Source organism: Chitinophaga sp. RCC_12, from assembly GCF_041360695.1.
Classification (GTDB): domain Bacteria; phylum Bacteroidota; class Bacteroidia; order Chitinophagales; family Chitinophagaceae; genus Chitinophaga.
Genome location: NZ_JBFUPS010000004.1, coordinates 91,793 through 111,233, shown reverse-complemented (window position 1 = coordinate 111,233; position 19,441 = coordinate 91,793). Strand labels below are relative to the sequence as shown.

The 19,441-nt window shown below is 42.6% G+C and carries 10 protein-coding genes; 4 read left to right on the top strand and 6 right to left on the bottom strand.

The features are described from left to right. Positions 1-2 precede the first annotated feature (2 nt). Both AB6805_RS13710 and AB6805_RS13705 read right to left on the bottom strand, forming a co-directional pair. Positions 3-3,299: a hypothetical protein gene (locus AB6805_RS13710; RefSeq protein ID WP_370909988.1), complete on the bottom strand. Its 3,297-nt coding sequence runs from the start codon at positions 3,297-3,299 to the stop codon at positions 3-5. A gap of 94 nt (positions 3,300-3,393) precedes the next feature. Then, positions 3,394-4,800 carry a hypothetical protein gene (locus AB6805_RS13705; RefSeq protein ID WP_370909987.1) on the bottom strand — a complete coding sequence of 469 codons (1,407 nt, stop codon included), beginning with the start codon at positions 4,798-4,800 and terminating at the stop codon, positions 3,394-3,396. 772 nt (positions 4,801-5,572) lie between these two features. On the opposite strand from AB6805_RS13705, the gene AB6805_RS13700 reads away from it, so the two are divergent. Next, positions 5,573-7,024 (top strand): hypothetical protein, encoded by a 1,452-nt coding sequence (locus AB6805_RS13700; protein WP_370909986.1) that lies wholly within the window; start codon positions 5,573-5,575, stop codon positions 7,022-7,024. 76 nt (positions 7,025-7,100) lie between these two features. Here AB6805_RS13700 and AB6805_RS13695 read toward each other — a convergent pair whose 3' ends face one another. Together AB6805_RS13695 and AB6805_RS13690 are read right to left on the bottom strand one after the other, a co-directional pair. Beyond that, positions 7,101-9,395 (bottom strand): gliding motility-associated C-terminal domain-containing protein, encoded by a 2,295-nt coding sequence (locus AB6805_RS13695; protein WP_370909985.1) that lies wholly within the window; start codon positions 9,393-9,395, stop codon positions 7,101-7,103. Between the two features lie 36 nt (positions 9,396-9,431). Further along, entirely contained in the window at positions 9,432-11,360 is a 1,929-nt protein-coding gene (locus AB6805_RS13690; protein ID WP_370909984.1) for an SBBP repeat-containing protein, read from the bottom strand. 239 nt (positions 11,361-11,599) lie between these two features. On the opposite strand from AB6805_RS13690, the gene AB6805_RS13685 reads away from it, so the two are divergent. From AB6805_RS13685 to AB6805_RS13675, 3 genes are all read left to right on the top strand, one after another. Beyond that, positions 11,600-13,510 carry an ATP-binding protein gene (locus AB6805_RS13685; protein ID WP_370909983.1) on the top strand — a complete coding sequence of 637 codons (1,911 nt, stop codon included), beginning with the start codon at positions 11,600-11,602 and terminating at the stop codon, positions 13,508-13,510. Then, entirely contained in the window at positions 13,507-14,139 is a 633-nt protein-coding gene (locus AB6805_RS13680) for a response regulator (RefSeq protein ID WP_370909982.1), read from the top strand. The genes AB6805_RS13685 and AB6805_RS13680 overlap by 4 nt, the downstream gene beginning before the upstream one ends. 114 nt (positions 14,140-14,253) lie before the next feature. Next, entirely contained in the window at positions 14,254-17,064 is a 2,811-nt protein-coding gene (locus tag AB6805_RS13675) for a thiopeptide-type bacteriocin biosynthesis protein (protein WP_370909981.1), read from the top strand. Here AB6805_RS13675 and AB6805_RS13670 read toward each other — a convergent pair. Further along, the gene (locus AB6805_RS13670; RefSeq protein ID WP_370909980.1) at positions 17,061-17,777 is read right to left on the bottom strand and encodes a LytR/AlgR family response regulator transcription factor; all 717 of its coding nucleotides are present in this window, start codon (positions 17,775-17,777) and stop codon (positions 17,061-17,063) included. The genes AB6805_RS13675 and AB6805_RS13670 overlap by 4 nt on opposite strands. After that, positions 17,774-18,934: a sensor histidine kinase gene (locus AB6805_RS13665; protein ID WP_370909979.1), complete on the bottom strand. Its 1,161-nt coding sequence runs from the start codon at positions 18,932-18,934 to the stop codon at positions 17,774-17,776. The genes AB6805_RS13670 and AB6805_RS13665 overlap by 4 nt, the downstream gene beginning before the upstream one ends. Between the last annotated feature and the right edge of the window lie 507 nt (positions 18,935-19,441).

Below are 19,441 nucleotides of genomic sequence, written 5' to 3'. Positions count from 1 at the left end.
GTTTAGTTGCTGAAGAATTCAGTTTTGGAAAGTATATGCCCTTCCTGATTCCTACTAAGGACAGGACGGCCGAGTTTATCATACTCCAGATATATTATCCTTCCGGCTGCATCTGTTGTAGAAGTCGCCCCACATAAGGGTTTATAGGTCCAGGATTGCATCATAGCATCTGCTGGGAAGAGCCTGATCTCATCCATAAAAATCTGGCTGTTCGAGGAAAAACTCATTGTTCCATTATTAGTAGGTATAAATTTACCCTGGTAGAATGTCCATCCGCTAGTTGCATAGAGGGCCGCCAAGGTTACGGTCGCACCAGCACCGGAAAAATTGGGTATTCCGTTTTTAGACCAAAAACTGACGATATACGGTTTGTTAGGAGTAAGACCAGATACTGAAATATTTACTCCTGTTGGGGTGAGGCTATAAGAAAAACGCCCGCTAATTGCACCGGCAGCCAAACCGCTGTTCTGATAAGTAAATCGACCATCAGTGATAAAAGTACCGGCAGGATAAGTTGCACCGGTCGAAAGTATCTCAAAACTAGTATAGGCAATCTCGTTGTAACGTGCATTACTGACATCAGCCAGCTTATCGCCGGTAACTGTATCCCAAAGCATTGCTTTATAGCTATTCAGGTCACGCAATTTAGCTTCTAAGGGATTGCCTTTTTCATCAAACAGCATTACTTCAGTCGTCTTTTTGAAGGAGGGTACTTCTGTACCGCTATAAGCAGAAAGTATTTTATTATAACGATATGAGGGAGGTGATGTAGCCAGAATACCTGTATAGGTAGAATAATCTATTGGTGCTCCATTATTTAAGGTATAAAGTTTTTTTGAACGCAATGTACCATTAGAATATTCTAAGCCATTAATTGAGGCATCTAAAAGACGTTTGTATTCTGGCCTATTAAGGCCTGATGTTCCTAAGCTCCACCTTTCTGTACTTATTACCTTTTCAATTCCATTATTTTTCATGTCATACAATGGACCAGATCCACTTCCTTCTACAACATCGTAGTTGTAAACATATTCGGTAAGGATATATTCTCCTTTACTATTTCTGGTTTTGATCCATTTTTGCCTGTCTCTACTATCATAACCAAATGACACCTTATCTGAAATTACTGGACTTCCATCGGGAAATTTTTCTGTTAGGGTTTCTTGGAGGAATACCTTTCCTGTATATGGCAAGAAGGTATCCGTAGCAACAATAACATCCAAAAAGGGATTTATGCTTTGACCTGTGCGGGCGCGCATCGTCTTTACGTTCGGTTGTAATAGAGCTGAAGAGCTCATATCAACAGTACCAGAATATGTATTGGTAGTGCGGGTAACCATATGGTTGAACTGGTCGTACTGTGTTGTTTTTAAGGGTAGGCCGACAAGCCAGTCTTTGATGTATTGCTTGTCTGTAAAAGGCTCCTGAAGATAATCTCTTGACCCGCTTTTCAAATAACAAGTGTCAGTACCGGTAATTATATTTGTAAACACGTACTCCGTACGTCCTATTAAATTTCCTGATTGATCCCGACTCTCTACCTTCACCTCGGAGTATCCGTGATTTGAGCCATTGATTAGTTGGCGAGGACTTATACTATAACCCCCAACCGTGTAAGCTGTTTTATCAAGATTACCAGTACTGGAGGAACCACCAACATCGCTTAAGTAATGAAAATACCCACCGGTTAGAAATCGCTGTCCACCGCTATAGATGAAATTCTGTATCCTGGAGTTGCCAGGGTGGAATTTGTCGGTTTCGGTTATCGACCTTATTCGAAGGCCATCATTATCGTTTACACCAAGAAAGAAAGCTGGATCTTCTGGGGAAACAGACCTGGTATTCTGCAGGCCTGAATGTAATTCATAAGCAAAGCTTACGCTTCCTCCTAATGCATTTTTTACCTTAACGAGATTAGCCGCAGCCATTGTATTGACGTCGGCTGTCACCTCTCTATTAACACCAAAGCTAGCGCCAGCAAAGGTATGTTGAGGTACTGAATAACCATCCTCAATACCTTGCGCTGCACCATTATTATAACCAAAGCGGTCCATGCCTCCGCTCATTCGGGAGGGGAGTTTATTTGAGGAATATTCGAAAGAATAATATGGCTCTGTAACGGTGCCATCACAACTTTTGATTTCAATACCTGTTAGAATCATTCGTAGTTTGGTATCATTGTTAAAATCGCAAGTCGGGGTATAGGGCACAATAACAGCGGGATTTGGATCGTGACTGGCAACATGGTATGCCTTGGAAAGGGAGAAACGAGTACAATTCTCCGAACCCGAGCTTATGACAACCTCTTTTAATGCAGTCGCACAAACTGGCTGGCCGATTCCAGGAGAAGCGGTGTCATATACGAATGATGCGGTAACTCCATTTGGATAACGTATAGCTTTCAGCTGCACAAGATCACCTGTAACCTGGTCTGCTTTTACCCAAGAACTAGGGATATAAATAATTGCACCGTCTGTTAGGCGCTCTTGCCATTGAGACTTTCGGTAAAGCGTGGTTTTCGGAGTTAATGTCTCATCATATTCATAGGTAATCTGATTGCCCTCAGCAAAAATGATTTTTTCTATTACCCACCGTGAAACATAGCTGTAACTAAGTAGTGTATTATTGGTAGCTGCATTATTCTGAACGCGCCCCTGATTAAAATCGCCAGGGCGAAAAAAATACTGATTACCAGATTCATCGGTAATCTTGAAATTCAATTCTCCTGTCAATAATTTTTCTATCTTTACACGTCTGTTGGGATGTGTAAAGACATAACCGTCCTTACCAATTTTAAATGTGAAATTTAGACCACCTACAGACACGATAAAATCGTCATTCTCCCCGTCGGCTTGTATATTGCCGGGAATAGAAGTCATATTATACAGCCCCCATCTGCCCACCGAAGTCATGATCGTCCCATTTGGTGAAGCAGGTAACTGGTGCACTTGATTTAATTCATCGGGCAAGTCGCGCATTACTCTACTAATTCCACCTCCAGCGTTAATAGTCCAGTGTAGGCCTGCTTTTCCGGCAATTTCATCGACCTTCACTCCCTTAGTATTATAACTAAATGAAACCCCAAAACTACCATGGTTGTTGCTGAACTGGTAAATAGGAATATTTATATTGGCGCTACCATCAAACAGGTTGGGGCTATAAATATTGCCAATGCTACTGTTCTTTCCTGTAATGGATGGGACAAACTTGGCATCCGCTGTAGGAGCGCCTGGTTGCGCGTTTCCGGTTGGACCGCTTAGTATAACAGCAGCACCCAATAATCGAATAAAGTGTTTCATAGATAGTAGGAAGTGATTATTTCACAAATTGTTTAAGATATTACAAAGGTCAATTTTGTCTACGCCAACATCTGGCCGACTCTATTATTAATTCTTATTTATTCCATCCAAACCGGATCAAAAAGGGTGTTCTCAAATTATTTTGCTGCCACAGGCCATTATAGCCAATAAGAAAAGTGCCGCTCCACTTGCTACTCAAACGGTAGCGTTTCATAATACCCACATAAGCTGACTGCTGCCCGCCGCCGAAAGCGGCTTTCAAGGCATTATCGCTTTGTTGTGGCTGTGGATTATTAGGGTCTGCTTGTTCTTCCAGGTAAGGACGGTTTAGGGGACGGAATATTTGTTCATAACCCGCCTGCACACTGAAGCCATAAAGGACAGTCCAGTCTGCATAGGCCCGTATACTGATGCCCTCATAGGTCAGCTTAATATTTTGCCAGTTCTGCCCCAGGCCTATACTGGCCGCTAAGCCTATACCATAGCTGAGTTTTGGTGTATGTTTAAAAGCTACAGCTGCCCCCAATTCGAGCATGGCCGGGCGCAGGCCATCGGGCATAGCCCTCATGGTCTGGAAGTTATACTGCGTTTCCAGTCTTTGCCAGAAAGGTTTTCCACGTTCCGGGTTTTTTGTGAATGCGGGTTTCTCAATATGTTTTAATTTGTCTTTCGCTGCTTTCGCTTCCACAAGGGTTTGTTTGGCTTCGTTTGCAGCATTCTTTGCTTCTTTTACTTTATCGGTTATGCCATTCAGTTTTTCACTGAACTGCTGTACCTGCTCGCCCATACTTTGTTGTACGGCCCGCAGGTTGTTGCCAAACTTGTCCTGCAACATTTTACCCATCTGGCTTTTGGTCTGGTAACCCATGCTTTGCAGATCTGCGGCTGTAGCATTATTGCCGAGTCCGCCAAAGGCATTTTTATTGGTGTTGAGATAATTGTCAAAGCCTTCTATCCCTTGCAAATATTCCATTGCTTTTTCTTCCGCTTCATCCGGATCGTCCGCCAGTTCGCGCCAGGCTTTCATTTTTTCCTGGGCATAGTAAACGTTCTTTTGTATGTTTTTCAGGCCTGCAATATTTTTACCACCAGCCAATTGTTCCAGGGCATTGCTGCGTTGTTTGATGAGGTCTTTGACCTGTTGTTCTGCATTCAGTTTGGATTGAAGCTCCGAAATCTTTGAGGTATAGTCGCTACCCGGCAACTCTTTGCCGGCAAGGCCGGCTACCGAATTCAGTTTACCACTTTGCTTTTGTATAAATTGCTGAATGCCCTTCAAACTATCGATAGTAGCATTCCGCCTTCCTATTCTTTGATTCAGTACTGCCGTATCTTTCGATAAGCTGGCAATAGGATCATAGGTAAGCGGCATATCGAGGTATTGTTTGTATCGTGTAGAATCTTTCGCAGCTAGTTGTTTCATCATACGCGCTTCCTGCTTTTTCAGGCGGTGCAGCAGTTTTTGCTGTATCCGTTGGGAACGTTTCAGGTATTTGTCCAAGGCTGATGTGCGTGTATTTAAATAGCTTTCTGCAACCTGTTCATCAGCCGATTCTTGTTGCCCATTGGCTCCTACTGTGGGAAACAGGAGAAACAGCATAAGAGACAGGCTAAACTGATATAGTATTGCTTTCACTAATTCATGGTATAAAAAGACGAATCAATTATTAGGATCGGGAACGGGTAGGGAACAGAAGGGGCCGGATAAAACAGCTGCAAACTTATGTTAAATTTTATATTTGAATACACGTAAAAATACCTGGTTGGGGCAATGTAACGAATCCTTAATCATAGGTTCTACGCTTAATGGGGTTTGCTTTGTTTTTTGGATTGCAAAAGCGATCAATACGATAAGCAGCAGAAAAAATGAACATATTCCTATAAAGAAAATTTTCATGTTATTAATGTTTGCCACCCAATGGTTGGTGGGCAGCGATTAAGAAAAAAGACTTTTTCATTCCGATACATTATGGTCTTAGCTCTCACGAGACAAAGATTGCGGAATGGCAATCCAAATACAAGGGGGGAATCCCGGATTCTTTCCAGGGGAAATTTCCCCTGTCTGAAATTTCAATTCATAACCACATCTTGACCAAGCCTCAACATTCCTATTTAAAGCCATCCATTTCACATGGCATTTCAGGTGGCATTTGACATTTAAACACTGAGGTTTACCATCTTAGCTAATGTTGGGCATCCAATTTCCTTCCTGTTTACTGGCTCTCTTTACCTTAGCCTGGATACCCTTTTTAACAAACCCAAAATCACGTTGTATGAAAAAACTATTGATCAATTTGGGCGCTGCGGCATTTATTTGTATGTCGCTACTGGCCTGTAAAAAAAGTTTTCAGCAGGACTCCCAAAACCGGGATTTAAACAATCTGTCTAAGGCCAGGGCTTTGCAAGCCTGCGTCTTTGAAACGCTCTCTGGTAACATCACAGCAAACAGAACACTTTCATCAGCCATTGTCTACAAATTGGATGGTTGTGTCACGGTAAAAAGCGGGGCAACCTTGACCATTCCAGCAAATACCCTGATCCAGGGCATGAAAACCCCGAGCGCAGGAGGTAAAAGTGTTCTTATTGTTGAACGGGGTGCCAAACTTAACATTAATGGTACCGCAACAGCGCCTGTAATTTTCACTTCTGACCAGGGTGCAGGCTTCCGGCTCCCCGGTGATTGGGCAGGTATCCGGATTTTTGGTCAGGCCCCTAACAACAACGCCAATGCACTCAACCTCGACCTGGGCTGCGCTATATATACCGGAGGCGGTACCCTTACAGCGGACAATTCCGGTAGCATGCAATACTTTCAGGTACATTTTGCTGGTGGAGTAGCTGGAGTAAACGACTTTAGCCAGGCTGCCATTATGCTCAACTCTGTCGGTACTGGAACTACCTTTGATCATGTACAGATCGGTAGTTCCCTCAATGACGCAATGGCCATATTCGGTGGATTGGTTAAACTCACTAATGTTGCCAGCTATAACACGGACAGGACTGATTTTCGCTACGAGTTCGGTTATAAGGGTAACTCCCAGTTCCTTGCTGCTATGAGACTAAATAATACCGCTATTCCTTCAGCCAATGCATATGGAATTGAAATAAGAAATAATAGGAATAGCTCTGGAGCCACATTAGTTACTCAGCCAGTGATCTCAAATTTTACAGCCATCGGGCCAAATTACTGCAATAGTAATCCAGTAAATATCAACTATCAATATGCCGTTCGAATATTCGATCAGGGTGCTGGTAAAGTATTTAATAGTGTACTTTCTTCATGGCATGGTACGACAACGGCATCTGGGTTCAGAATTGAATCAACACAATCCATTTCTAAGACTACCACTAACGATGTTGAGTTCTCATACAATTCATTTCATAATGCGGGAGCTACGCCATACAGTAATAACCCTGGTTGGGCATTAGCTTGCGAAGCTAATATGCCATTATGGATCACGGGATCTGGTGGTCTTCCCTGCGATGAAACAGGTAATCAATTCTCTGTAAGTACCCTGGGGTATAACACCAGTTTTTGTTCCACCTTCTGTTCCGGGTTCTCGCAGAACTTTACCCTCGGAACCACTACACTGGCCAGTGCAAACTACTCCTGGGATATCGGAGGCCAATTTAGCCACCCAACTTATAGAGGGGCCTTTGGCGCAACAGACTGGTTGCAGGGTTGGACAGATTGGTGTGCTCAGAACAAAGTTTATTGCAACTAACATGGGGCTTAGACTTATAGGTTAACAATCAAAGAAAAAATCAGGGCCTCCTTGTTTAAGGGCCGGCCCTTTGTTATTACCTGATTAGCAGGAGATCTCCCTTGTATGTTTTTGTCTTACCATTAGGATAGGATAAAGTGATGCTATAAAAGTAAGTGCCGGCATCGCATGGTATTCCATTTTGCATCCCATTCCATCCAGCGCCAGGATCTGTTGATGAGAATACAGGCTGACCATAGCGGTTAAATATGCTGAACTGGTTAATGCGTTGGTATTTTATGCCCTCTATCCGGAAAATATCATTTAGCCCATCCCCGTTTGGGCTAAAAGCGTTCGGGATCATTTCATTCATGTTATAATCAACATCTATCCTAACGTATCCGGTATCTCTGCAACCATATTCGTTGAAGCCGATTACCATATATTCTGTTGGTTGTAATGGTCGAGCCACGGGATTCGGGCTAGTCGTAGTATCCAGCGAACCGGATGGGCTCCAAACATACAACAGGCCACCGGAGGCATGCAGGGTTATACTATCGCCATAGTTAATAGTGGCGTTGGGAGGAAGGACTGAGATATCAGCCGCAGGATAATTTTCGACCGTAGCTACTAAAGTCGTATCACATCCATTACCGGATATTGTAACACTATATTTGCCGGTATTAAGACCTGTTATCGTATCCGATGTTTTGTTCTCCTGCTGACGAAGTATCGAACCGTCTTCAGAAAGCCAGGTAAATTTAAATGACAAGTTCGCTTCCGTCGGAACAGTGGCTATCAAGGTGCCGGTAAACATTCCGGGGCAGGCTTTAGATGAGATTAGTACCGGCGCTTCTACCATACTGACGTAGAAAGTATCCGTGGTAACTGAGCAACCCTTAAAATAACGAACATAATACTTGCCATCTTTAGTTACTTTTCTGCATCGGTCCCCGGTATTATCATCCCAAGTAAAACAGGCGCCATCCTCATTTGCGCAAACCTTTCCTGTATCCATAAAGCAAAAGAAGATGTTTCTAGTAGTCCCGGCCACTGTATCCGGAACCGGTGGCCCAATAACAATTTCCTGTTGTAAGTAAGATGCGCCACCTTCACCTCCCTTGTAGAAATCACCACCATAATAGTTTGGAAAACTAGCATCCAGTACATTCAACTCAGGGCCACAGGCAGGGCCTGAAAGATTGGGAAAGTGAAGGCAGTGAAACCCTGGGCCGGGATTGAATCCTGGTGGGACATTTCCCGGTGTCCGGCAGGTCGTGCTGCCATTGTCAATATATAGTTTCCCGTCCGGACCGGTTTTGATTTCCCCTAAAGGATTTGACGTGTGGGCGAGACAGGAATTGATATCACCTATTATGGAATGAATATTGGTCAGAACCATGGCCTTTGAAGCGGAGATGGACGATAGGTTTAATATACTTACATCATACTGATATAGCTTACCTGAATCACTCGTATACCCTGTCTGGTAAGGATGATTGCCGTTATATGTTGCATATAATTTAGAATTGTCCGGGGAGAAGCCTACGCCAGTAAAACGCTCATTGTTGTAAAATGACTGCGTATATGGCAGTGCGTTATGGGTGCTGTCAATAATTCCGAAACTTTTTAATCTTCCACTACACTTTTCAAACGTGTATAATTCAAGACCATAGTAGCTGCTGAGCGCCAGTAGCCTGCCATCCGGTGATGCCTTGATAAATCCCATATCATCATAATGGGAAAAAAGCCCGGCATGGGATTCTACCCCGGACATATCAATCCCATTGCGGGTAATGTGGTAGCTATAATAACCGTTCATAATTCTGGACCGGATCACCAGCCACACACCATCGCAACCAATCACAGGGACCATTTTCTGGGAAATTACCGTTCCGTATGGCGCCAGTACGACATCTTTTTGTCCGGCTACTATGCCGCCGTTTCCACCATTTATGCTCATATCCAGTAAGGAATATAATATCCCACGACTATAGGCATAAAAAATATAATACTGGTCCGGGTTTCCAGGGTGGGGTATTACCACAGGATGCGCACCTTCGTTCATTATGCCGCAATACAGGTTACTATTGGGAATTGGCGTTCCATCTGCTTTAAAGATATTCATTTGCGGCGGTCCCCAGGGTGCATACTCAGTAAGTCTAACATAAAATCGAAGTTGGCCACTAGGATAACAAACTACTGAACTATAGACATCAAGGTAATTCGAGCTTGTTATGAATGAAGTTGAAATTCCAGGTGGAGATGAGTTAAAATTTATAACTTTTATTCCCGCTCCACCGACTTCTGAAAAAGCCCAGATATTATTTTCTCCCTGCGCCCGTATCAGTAACGGCCAAAACATCATCAACAATCCAATCAGTTTTTTCATAGGTTATACTTTGGGAATATTCACGTTGGTAAAAGACTATGGGCTTACCTTCTCAATTTTTCGGCTAAGAATTATATTTCCTTTATTGTCGTGTACCCGCAATAAGTAAAGGCCATTTTTGAACTTGCCGAGACTCAGTTCCACATTGGTACCAGAACTGTACTTTTGTAATAAAGTCCTCCCATCGTAAGTAGCCAAAGTAATCAGGGCCGGCTTTGGTAATATAATGCTTAGCCTATCTGATACCGGGTTGGGAAATACATAAATTCCATCTGGGGCCAGGTTGTCGAATCCTGTAATATTGACTTGTAATGCGGCAGAGGTTCCGCTACATCCTGCTGACGAGGTAACGGTAACTGAATAAGAACCATTTTCAGGAATTGTATAGGTTGCACCAATGGCGCCAGCGATAGGTACGCCATTTTTATTCCATTGATAACCTGCATAGGGAAGGCTTGTAGATAAGATATTGCCGTTTTGTACGATGATAGGGGCAAGGGGCTGACAATCCGTTATTCTACCCAAAAAACCGTCGCTGCCACCACCTGCGAAATTTGGCTGATGTGCTACGCCGGTAGCAATACCGGTTGCACTTGTTGTGCTGCCGCAGAAGAAAATATCTCCATCCGGGTTTAAAGAAACCGCCCTGATGTTATCTGCGTCAACGCCGCCGTAGTAACTTGTCCATTCCCGGTTGGTACCTACATCGTTCAGTTTGAGCATAAATCCGTCCGACGTACCACCGAAGGTTTGCTGTGGACCGTTGCTGGTAGCAATACTATCCTCGCTATCTGTTGACCCTGCAATATATAGCCATCCGCTTTGCCACTTCAAGGCATTAACCTGATCGCTACCTGTACCACCGATGTAGGTAGACCAATTCCTTATTCCGGATGGAGTGAAGGAGGTAACAAATCCGTCACCGTTTATGCCGCCACCATAAACAGGTTGGAAGGTTCCGGCAGTGGTTATTGCCGAGGTACTTGTGGTCAATCCGCCGAGGTATAAATTACCGGTGCTATCAGTTATAAGACCCGCAGCCCGGTCGAGGCCGAGTCCCCCGTAATATGTGGCCCATAAAAGGTTACCATTGGTGCCAAACTTTGCCACATAAGCATCCTGCCCGCCCGCAGATGCAGTCTGAAAACTACCCGCAGTAGCAATCCCTGAAGTGCTTGAGCTATAGCCTGCAAGGAAAATGTTACCATCCGGATCTGTAGCTAAAGCTGTCGCGCGATCATCAGCATCGCCTCCAAAATATGTAGCAAAGCGCCTTGTTCCATTCGGTGCGAAGCTAATCAGATACCCGTCCAGTCCTCCTGAGTTTGTGCTCTGGTGCGCTCCCATTGAAACTGACATATCTGTAGATTCTGTTGTCAGCGCAAGGAAAATATTACCTCCCGCATCGGTGGCAATGTCCATTGGGCTATTAATAAAGCCATCACTCGTTCCGCCCACATAGGTTGCCCACAGCCGGTTTCCGGTGGAATCAAATTTGGCGATAAAGCCATCATAGCGATCCGGGCCAGCCCATGAACTTGCCCGGATCGTTTGGTAGGCTCCTGCTGTTACGATGCCGGTATCACTGGCCGTCCATCCCGCCAGGTAAATGCTTCCATCGGCAGCGATGGTCAGGGCTGTAGCTAGATCTGAATTTTCACCACCATAATAAGTTGACCAGAGTAGCGTTCCATCTGCTGAGAAGCGTGCCAGAAAAGCATCTGAGCCAGAGAAATTAGAACCGCCTTTATATACCTGCTGAAAACTGCTTGGAGTAGCTATGTTACCTGCGCTATTTGTACTACCAGCAACGTATATACTTCCATCGGGGCCGACAGCTATTTTACGCAGGTCATCGTAATCCGAGCCACCAAAATAGGATGACCAAGTGACGACATTGTTTGCAGTTAAGGAGAGCGAATTGGTTAAAAGAAGTAGTAGTATTAGTGGAATATGGATTTTCATTTTGGGGAAATTTAATGGTTAGCAAAAGTGAGAACATGTTCGGTGCAAAACTAGAATGGTGATTCTGAAAATACTAAAGGGTAAACCCTCTTTTTTGAGGGGAAAAAGCTTGTATTTTCAGGATTAAATCCTTATTGGCAAGGGTTTTCCCTTGTTTTTTCAACAGTCGCATTTTTTCAGAAAGCTTAATCTATTTTTGTATATCCTGCTCATTGACTATTAAAATCATCCGGTTACTTATGAAGCGCTCCTCTCCCATTTCAACTGTAGCAAGGATCATATTTATCGTATTGCTTTCTGGTTTCTATACGCTCAATGCCGTTACCACAAATGATACTGCGGTAATTAATCTTCGTATTCGCAGTATTAGCTCTATGGACAATGAAAAGGCCATTGCCGCTTTTATTCCATTGCTCAAGCAATGCAAGGAGATTCAATATACCAATGGAACAATAAGGGCCTTAAACCTGCTTGGGCAGCGCTACTTCAGCATAGGCAATAACAAGGCTATGATCGCATGCGAGCATGAAGCCATTGCTATTGCTCTTCGCAGTAAGGCCGAGCATAACCAAATCTCGCTGCTCTATAACAATTTGGGGATTTGCTATCAATCAACGCAACGTTATGATTCTTCACTATTTTATTACCAGCGTGCCGTTACCAGTCAGCAGCAGTTTGGATCAATAACTTCACAATCTTTGCCCTATACTAATCTGGGGCTTCTCTACCAGAGACTTGGCAGGACTGATGAGGCAACAGAAGCGTATCAAATGGCAAGGCGCTTTTCCCTGAAGGAAAAAGACACTGGTATGTTGGCGGCTGTCCTGCTTAATATTGGGACATTGCATGCGAACGACAAGGACAATATGATAATTGCTGAGCAATACCTGAGGCAAGCTATCCAATTAGTCAGCAGTAAAAACCGGCCTGACATTGTCCATAAAGCATTTTACAGCCTGGGTGTGATATCAGAAAAAAAAGGTATGCTTGATGAGGCAGTTCAAAATTATGAGCATGCGTTAAAATATCGGATGGGAATCATCTATGATGACCTGATACCGCTCATTGGCCTTGGACAAGTATACATAGAACAAGGGAAGTATTTGAAAGCGGACAGTATTTTGCATAAAGGATTGATTAAATCCCTGGCTATAACACCTCCGCCAGATTACCTGGTTGATTTTTATCGCTACCTGGGCAAAGCAAATAAGGAATTAGGAAACTTCAAACTAGCTGTACATTATTTTGATCGATACGTTAAACTTAGCGACAGCCTTTGGGGAAAAAAAGCAAATGAACGCATCAATGAACTGGAGGCAATAAATAGGGATGCCAGCTATAACAACGAACTAATTAAAAAGCAATTGGTAATTACCAAACAGCAGGCCATAATCCATCGCAATCGACTACTGATTGTAATTGCGGCCATTAGTTGCATACTTATCGCTTTGCTCCTTTTCCTTTATTTACGTAACAGGCTGGTAAGGCAGCAGAAAGCCCAACAAAAGGCCCTATGGCTGGCAACCCTCCAAGGAGAAGAAAAGATTAGATCAGAAGTCGCACGTGACCTACATAACCACATTGCGGGTGCATTGACTAATATAAGGTCATGGTTGGGCAATCTGAAAACCAATTTTAGCAAATCCCCGGAGGACATAGATTATGTCGGCCCGCTCAGCAAGCTGGATGAGACAATAAAGGATGTAAGATCGATGGCCCATCAATTAACGCCAGAGTTAATTTTACATCAAGGGCTTCCTACGGCATTGATAAATCATTGTCAGTATGTGGAGCGTTCCACAGCAATAAAGGTAGGGTTCCGTTACCTGGGTGTATGGGCCTCTGGCCATAAACAGTTGGATCTAATAATCTACCGTAATATCCAGGAACTAATACAAAACGCTGTAAAGCATTCGGGAACTTCAAAAATACTGGTGCAGCTAAGTTGCCACGACCAGCTCATAATGGTCACCGTTCAGGACTGGGGTAATGGCATGCCGGCAGAACTGAACCGATCTGTTGCTGGAATGGGCTTACTACATGTTCAAAAAAGTATCGAACAATTAGACGGCACTTTTGAGATAACCTCGCAACCCAGCAAAGGAAGCAGCATCTATTTTGAAATCGATTTAAAGACTTATATACTATGATAAAGCTGGCAATAATTGATGATCACCCTATTGTACTAGCTGGACTCCACCAGTTACTGGAAGGCCATCCAAAGGTTGTTATCACAGGTGCATTTGGCGACTACCAACAGTTACTTGAATTTCTACCCGGTAGTGAAATAGATGTTTTGCTCTTTGATCTCCAGTTGCCTGGTGTAGATCCTGTGCAGCTTTTAAAGACTATAAAGTCCATAAAACCATCTTTAAAAGTCCTGGTGCTAACCAATATGGATCAGGTATTTACAGCAAGGACAATGCTGGTTGCCGGTGTGGATGGATATGTTTTAAAAGGCATCGATCAAAGCACATTAGTGGAGGCCATTGTTACCGTATCCGAGGGCATTCAATATATAGATGTTTCCTTGCGGGATGAAATTTGTAACATCTTCTTAGGAACAGATGATGGCCTGCCCCTATTAACCGAACGCGAGCAGAAAATACTGGAGCTGATATCGCAGGAATTGACGACCAGGCAGATCGCTACCCAACTGCATTTGAGTACGAAGCGAATCGAGACCTTAAGAACTGATCTTTTTCAAAAATTGCATGTAAAAAATAGTGCCGGGCTGGTTCGTAAGGGCATAACGCTCGGCCTAATTCCTGCACAGTAAACTTATCAAGCTATCTGGGTTTATATTGAATTTCTACCCACTTAAAAAAGAATAAGGTTAGTTGGTAAGGTCATGCTTTATCCATAATTGTTCTTCAATTATCTTGGGTATAAAATGTCTGTCATAAACAAGGTTTCTATTCTTTCCACGGCCATCTTCCGCATACCTAAATTTCCTATCAATGCCAGGCTTGAAGATAATTGGTCGGTACTAAAACAGGCAATTGAGGAGTCATCGCCAGCTTTTTATGAGGTAATCAAGGACCTGGAGTACAAAGATTATTCTAAACAGCCTGAAAAGATTAAACACACCATAGCAAAGTATTTCAACCGGGCAAAGTTCCGTCCGGTACCTTATGGTTCATTTGCTTCTGTCGGAACTGTCAATTTAGATTCAAGAACAGCACCAGTTTTACTTAAAAATGAGACACTCCTTCACTCATTTGCAGACTGGGCTTCTGTTAACGAACTGGAATATGAATTTGACGAAGTTGTGGCAAGGAATGCAAAAATATTTGCAAACAGCACATGGTACCCGGTTGGTACAAACATCAGGTATATATGCCAAAAACAGGATGGTAGTTATGAACTAGCTGAACTACCTTCAAGCCCTTCGATATTATGTATTTTACAGAATTGCAAAAAGCCCACGCCCTATAGCTTATTGATTGGTGAGCCGGCGCCTGATTTACAAGACCAAACGTCTACCATGGGTCTCATTGAGGAAATGATTGCCGCCAGATTACTCATTACAGAACTCGACAAAAATATAATTGGCCCCGATTATTTCCAGCGGATGAATTACAGCGGTAATATACTACCGGATAATCGGTACACCATAGCTGAAAGGCAGCCAGAATACGGAAATCTCGATATCCGGTTATTAAAACATCTTCCTGAATTGGTTTCGCTACTGCAGCACCTGTGTCCTAAAGCTACTTTAGCTCCGTTGGAAGATTTTAAAACCAGGTTTCTAAAAAAATTTGATCAAAGAGAAGTGCCACTTATGATAGCACTTGACCCGGAATTGGGAATTGGTTACAACAATACCACCCAAAGCAGCCAGGGAGACGACCTTATTCAGCAAATTATCGCATTGCAAAAAGCAAAAGTGCAATCTGAGCAGGATTTTAAATCGGTATTTATGGGTCAATTAACAGTCCCGTCGCAAATTATTAATCTTGAAAATATTAAACCTGTTCAAAAAGAAGCGCTACTTCCATTACCCAATACCTTAAGTGTTATTTTAACCCAATGTGGCAACGATATTATTGTAGAGCATATTGGTAGTGCCACAGCAACAGCTCTTGCAGGCAGGTTTACCAGGATAGACGGATCTATTTACAAGCATGCCTTAGAAATAGCAAGGCTTGAACAAGATGCCAACAGTGATGTTTTGTTTTTTGATATTGGTTATACCTCGGAACTTAAGGTGGACAACGTTAACCGAAGAGACAATATATACCCGTTGCAATTAAATATCTTGAATTATGATACCACAGATGATCCCTTAACCGCAGATGATATATTGGTGTGCGTGCGCAATAACAACATTATACTGCGGTCTAAATCGCGCAGTAAACGGGTTATTCCCCGGCATGCTTCAGCGTATAATTACAGTCGCTCAGACCTGGCTTTATTCCGCTTTCTTTGCGATCTGTCCTACCAGGATATTCAGGGGAACTTGAATCTGGACCTCCGGTCTATTTGTCCTGGTTTTCATTATTATCCCCGCATTCAATTTAAAAACCTGGTTGTAACCCCTGCATCTGTGGTAGTAGAAGACAAGGCTCTTTCGTCCAGGGCGGAGCTTTTAAACTACATCCAAAGCCATATCACGACCCGCCATGCTAAATTTGGGAAGGCAGACCAAAAGCTTGTCATCAATTTGGAAAACGCAGACGATATAGAAATGCTCTACGCCGAATTAAAAAAAGCAAGACTAATCTGGCTGGAAGAAGCCTTTATTGATGAATCACAAGTATTACAGGATCAATCCGGAAACCCTTTCTATAGCCAGTTTCTGATTACCTTGTTCCATAAACAAAGTATATACCCTCCAGTTAGCGGAGCATATAATGGCGCGGAAAAGGTCAGGAGCTTTCACCCCGGCAGTCAATGGTTGTTTTTTCAGATCCATACCCATCCAATGCGGTCTGACTACATATTGACTGAATACATTCAACCATTTTTGAATCAAAATAACGAGCTGATCAATAAATGGTTCTTTATCCGGTACAACGAGGGTGGGGATCACCTCCGGTTACGGCTACAGGTAAAAGAAGGGACACTTTCTGGCGACCTGATGGAGCAATTTCACAAATTACTTGGACCGGAATTGGAGTCGGGCACAGTTACCGATATTCAAATTAGGACTTATGAACGGGAAATGGAACGATATGGACCGGATTTCATTGAGGAAATAGAATGTCATTTTTTTAACGACAGTACATATGTTTTTACATTGTTTCAATGTTCATTAACGGATGATCAAAAGTACGGCCTATGCCTGGATTTGATGAGAGATATACAGTCTGCAGGCGTGCTGGAGGCAGAACCGTATCTGGCCTTAGTTAAATCAGTGTATGAATCTTTCCGAAATGAATTTAATGTCAATGCAGAAACGACAAAAAAGATCGCCGTCCGTTATGACACATTGCTCGAACACCCCGCCGTTCCATTAAGTCCTGGGACTGCTCATTATCTTCAGCAATTTAAAGAGTCATTTATCGATGCTTTATTTCAAAGGCCGGTTCCGGAACGGAGGCGCTTACTCATTGACCTGCTTCATATGCATGTAAATCGCCTGTTTTCTGAAAACCAGCGTGCGCATGAGATGGTAATTTATTATTTGCTAATCCGGGACTGGTATCATGGCATTCATGTGCGAAGTTTAGGCAGCAAGGAAAAACAGGCCGGGATTTAGCGCCCTGGCCTGTACCGCTTCAATATGCTAAATAGCGCTTCGCGGTACGCATCTCCAACAGGCAGACTGGTTTTATTGGATAATACAACTTCTGATGCCTTAACCTCTTCTACCACATCAAGGTTAACGATGTAAGACCTGTGAATACGTATAAAACCAGGCGGGGGTAGCAGGCGCTCCATCTGCTTTAATTTGTCAGTGCTGAGATAATCATGGCCTTTGGTTTTTATAGTAATATAGGCAGCATTTCCTTCAATCCAGAGTACATCTTGTTTATAGATCTTTACCAGGTCATACTTGCCGTTACGATTTATAAAAAAATACGGTAGGTCTTCGTCTGCTTTATCAGGTGTATTCGTCAATCGTTGAACTATTTTTTCAACCGACTTCGAAAATACCGGATAACTTATGGGTTTAACTAGATAGTCTGCTGCGTTTACCTCAAATGCCTCCGGGCCAAATCCACGATGGGCGGTAGTAAATACAATTAATGGCTCAAACTTTATCGCTTTGGCAAACTCTGATCCATGCAAGCCGGGCATTTCAAAATCAAGAAAGATAAGATCAACCGCCAACTGTCCAGAATTGACTTTTTCAAGCGCCCTGATTGGATTTTGTTCATAGCTTGCGAAGCTCAGGTAGGGGTTCTCCAGAACATACCGCTCAAGGAGTTCACCTGCCGCTGGCTCATCATCTACTATTAGACTTCTCATAATCTTATATTTAATTCAACCAGAAAGTAGTCCTCATTATTTTCGACAGATAAGTTGTGGGCGTCACCGTAGTGCTTTTGCAATCGCTGCCTGGTGTTTGCCAATCCAATACCATTGCCGTGAAGCTTTGAACCGGGTACATGCTTATTCCAGCTTCTAAAATATAGTACCTGATTTAAGACGGAAATTTTTATTCTGGCAGGGCTATCGGGATCATGCAAATTGCCATACTTAAAAACATTTTCGACAAGGTCTGAAAATAACAAAGGAGGAATTCTTATCGCATTATCCTTACCTCTGATATCGGTAGAAAATATTACCTGTAGCCGGTTATCCCCGATAGCTTGGCGTAATTTAATAATGCGGTTAAGTTGCCCCATATCTTCATGCAAAGTCACTCTTCCACTTTCATCGTTATGGCGCGCGCAATAAGTAAGAGTATCAGCAGCAAGTAAAATGATTTCAGCCTGATCCGGCACCGTCTTTTGGATAGCTGAATACACGGTATTTAACATGTTTCCCATCAGATGCGTATCAAGTTGAGATCGGAGAAATTGACTTTCCATCACTACTTCTCTTTTCTCGGCTTCATGCCTCAATAGTTCTTGTTCCTTGGCATCATTGGCCTTTCGTATACTGTACATCGCAAACCAATAAGCCAAGGCAGCACAAAAAAATAATAGCCCGCGAGAAAGCAATAAAATAGACAGTCGGATGGCGACTTTAATATTCCACAAATCAAAGAATACATATTCTAGCAAGAGGGCTATAACACCAGATATAAAACAGTAAATAAGAAGTATAAACAGAAGGAGATCTATAACTATCAAAATATCTGAAAATTTCTTCTCCAAATAGGGTAAATAGCCAAAAGAGATAAAATAGAAAAAAATTACATTATAGAAGTAAAAAACACCAATGACAACAGGATTGAAGTTCGCTCCTGTGATATGAAGACTAAAAAATTCAAAAATAATCAGTGTAATAACTATTACGATATGTATCCCTACAATGCGAATATTTGCCTTGCTCATCAATTCAAAAATCAGTTGACGGTTAAATAATGCCCGTTTACAAAACAATAATGGGTGTTTACATAATATCAGCGCAGATGGCCATTTCCATGCTTTATCTTCGAAATAGATTGAACCAATCAAAACCTTTAATCATGAAACAAACGAAAACTTTGTCCCAATTAGCAGTGAAACCAATATTCACATTTAAAACTCATAAGACAGCCAAAGCAGATGTTTCTACAACGTGCGATCCTACAGTAACATTGACTTTTACAATTGCAACCTTTACTTGTACAAGCCACTAAACCTGACAAGGTAAAGCAGAAATTATTGACAATCCAGTATTGAATAGACAGTAAACCAATCAAACCTTAATTCATGAAACAAACAAAGATCTTATCTCAATTAGCGGTAAAACCGGTGTTTAAATTTAAAGCCATTCAGACGAGTTTTAAAAATGTATCAACAACCTGGGACCCCACAATTACTTTAACGCTGCCCACTCAAAGTTTTACTTGCACTGGCAATTAAAGGGGTTAAGAAAAACAGAATTTACTGATTAGTCATCTATAAATTAAACATAAAACCAATCAAACTTTAAAACATGAAACAAACGAAGACTTTGTCCCAATTGGCAGTGAAGCCAGT

What these genes read in the sequence shown, in the direction of transcription:
- AB6805_RS13710 (WP_370909988.1), bottom strand. Translation starts at nt 3,299, where the DNA reads ATGAAACACTTTATTCGATTATTGGGTGCTGCTGTTATACTAAGCGGT.
- AB6805_RS13700 (WP_370909986.1), top strand. Translation starts at nt 5,573, where the DNA reads ATGAAAAAACTATTGATCAATTTGGGCGCTGCGGCATTTATTTGTATG.
- AB6805_RS13695 (WP_370909985.1), bottom strand. Translation starts at nt 9,395, where the DNA reads ATGAAAAAACTGATTGGATTGTTGATGATGTTTTGGCCGTTACTGATA.
- AB6805_RS13690 (WP_370909984.1), bottom strand. Translation starts at nt 11,360, where the DNA reads ATGAAAATCCATATTCCACTAATACTACTACTTCTTTTAACCAATTCG.
- AB6805_RS13685 (WP_370909983.1), top strand. Translation starts at nt 11,600, where the DNA reads ATGAAGCGCTCCTCTCCCATTTCAACTGTAGCAAGGATCATATTTATC.
- AB6805_RS13680 (WP_370909982.1), top strand. Translation starts at nt 13,507, where the DNA reads ATGATAAAGCTGGCAATAATTGATGATCACCCTATTGTACTAGCTGGA.
- AB6805_RS13675 (WP_370909981.1), top strand. Translation starts at nt 14,254, where the DNA reads ATGTCTGTCATAAACAAGGTTTCTATTCTTTCCACGGCCATCTTCCGC.
- AB6805_RS13670 (WP_370909980.1), bottom strand. Translation starts at nt 17,777, where the DNA reads ATGAGAAGTCTAATAGTAGATGATGAGCCAGCGGCAGGTGAACTCCTT.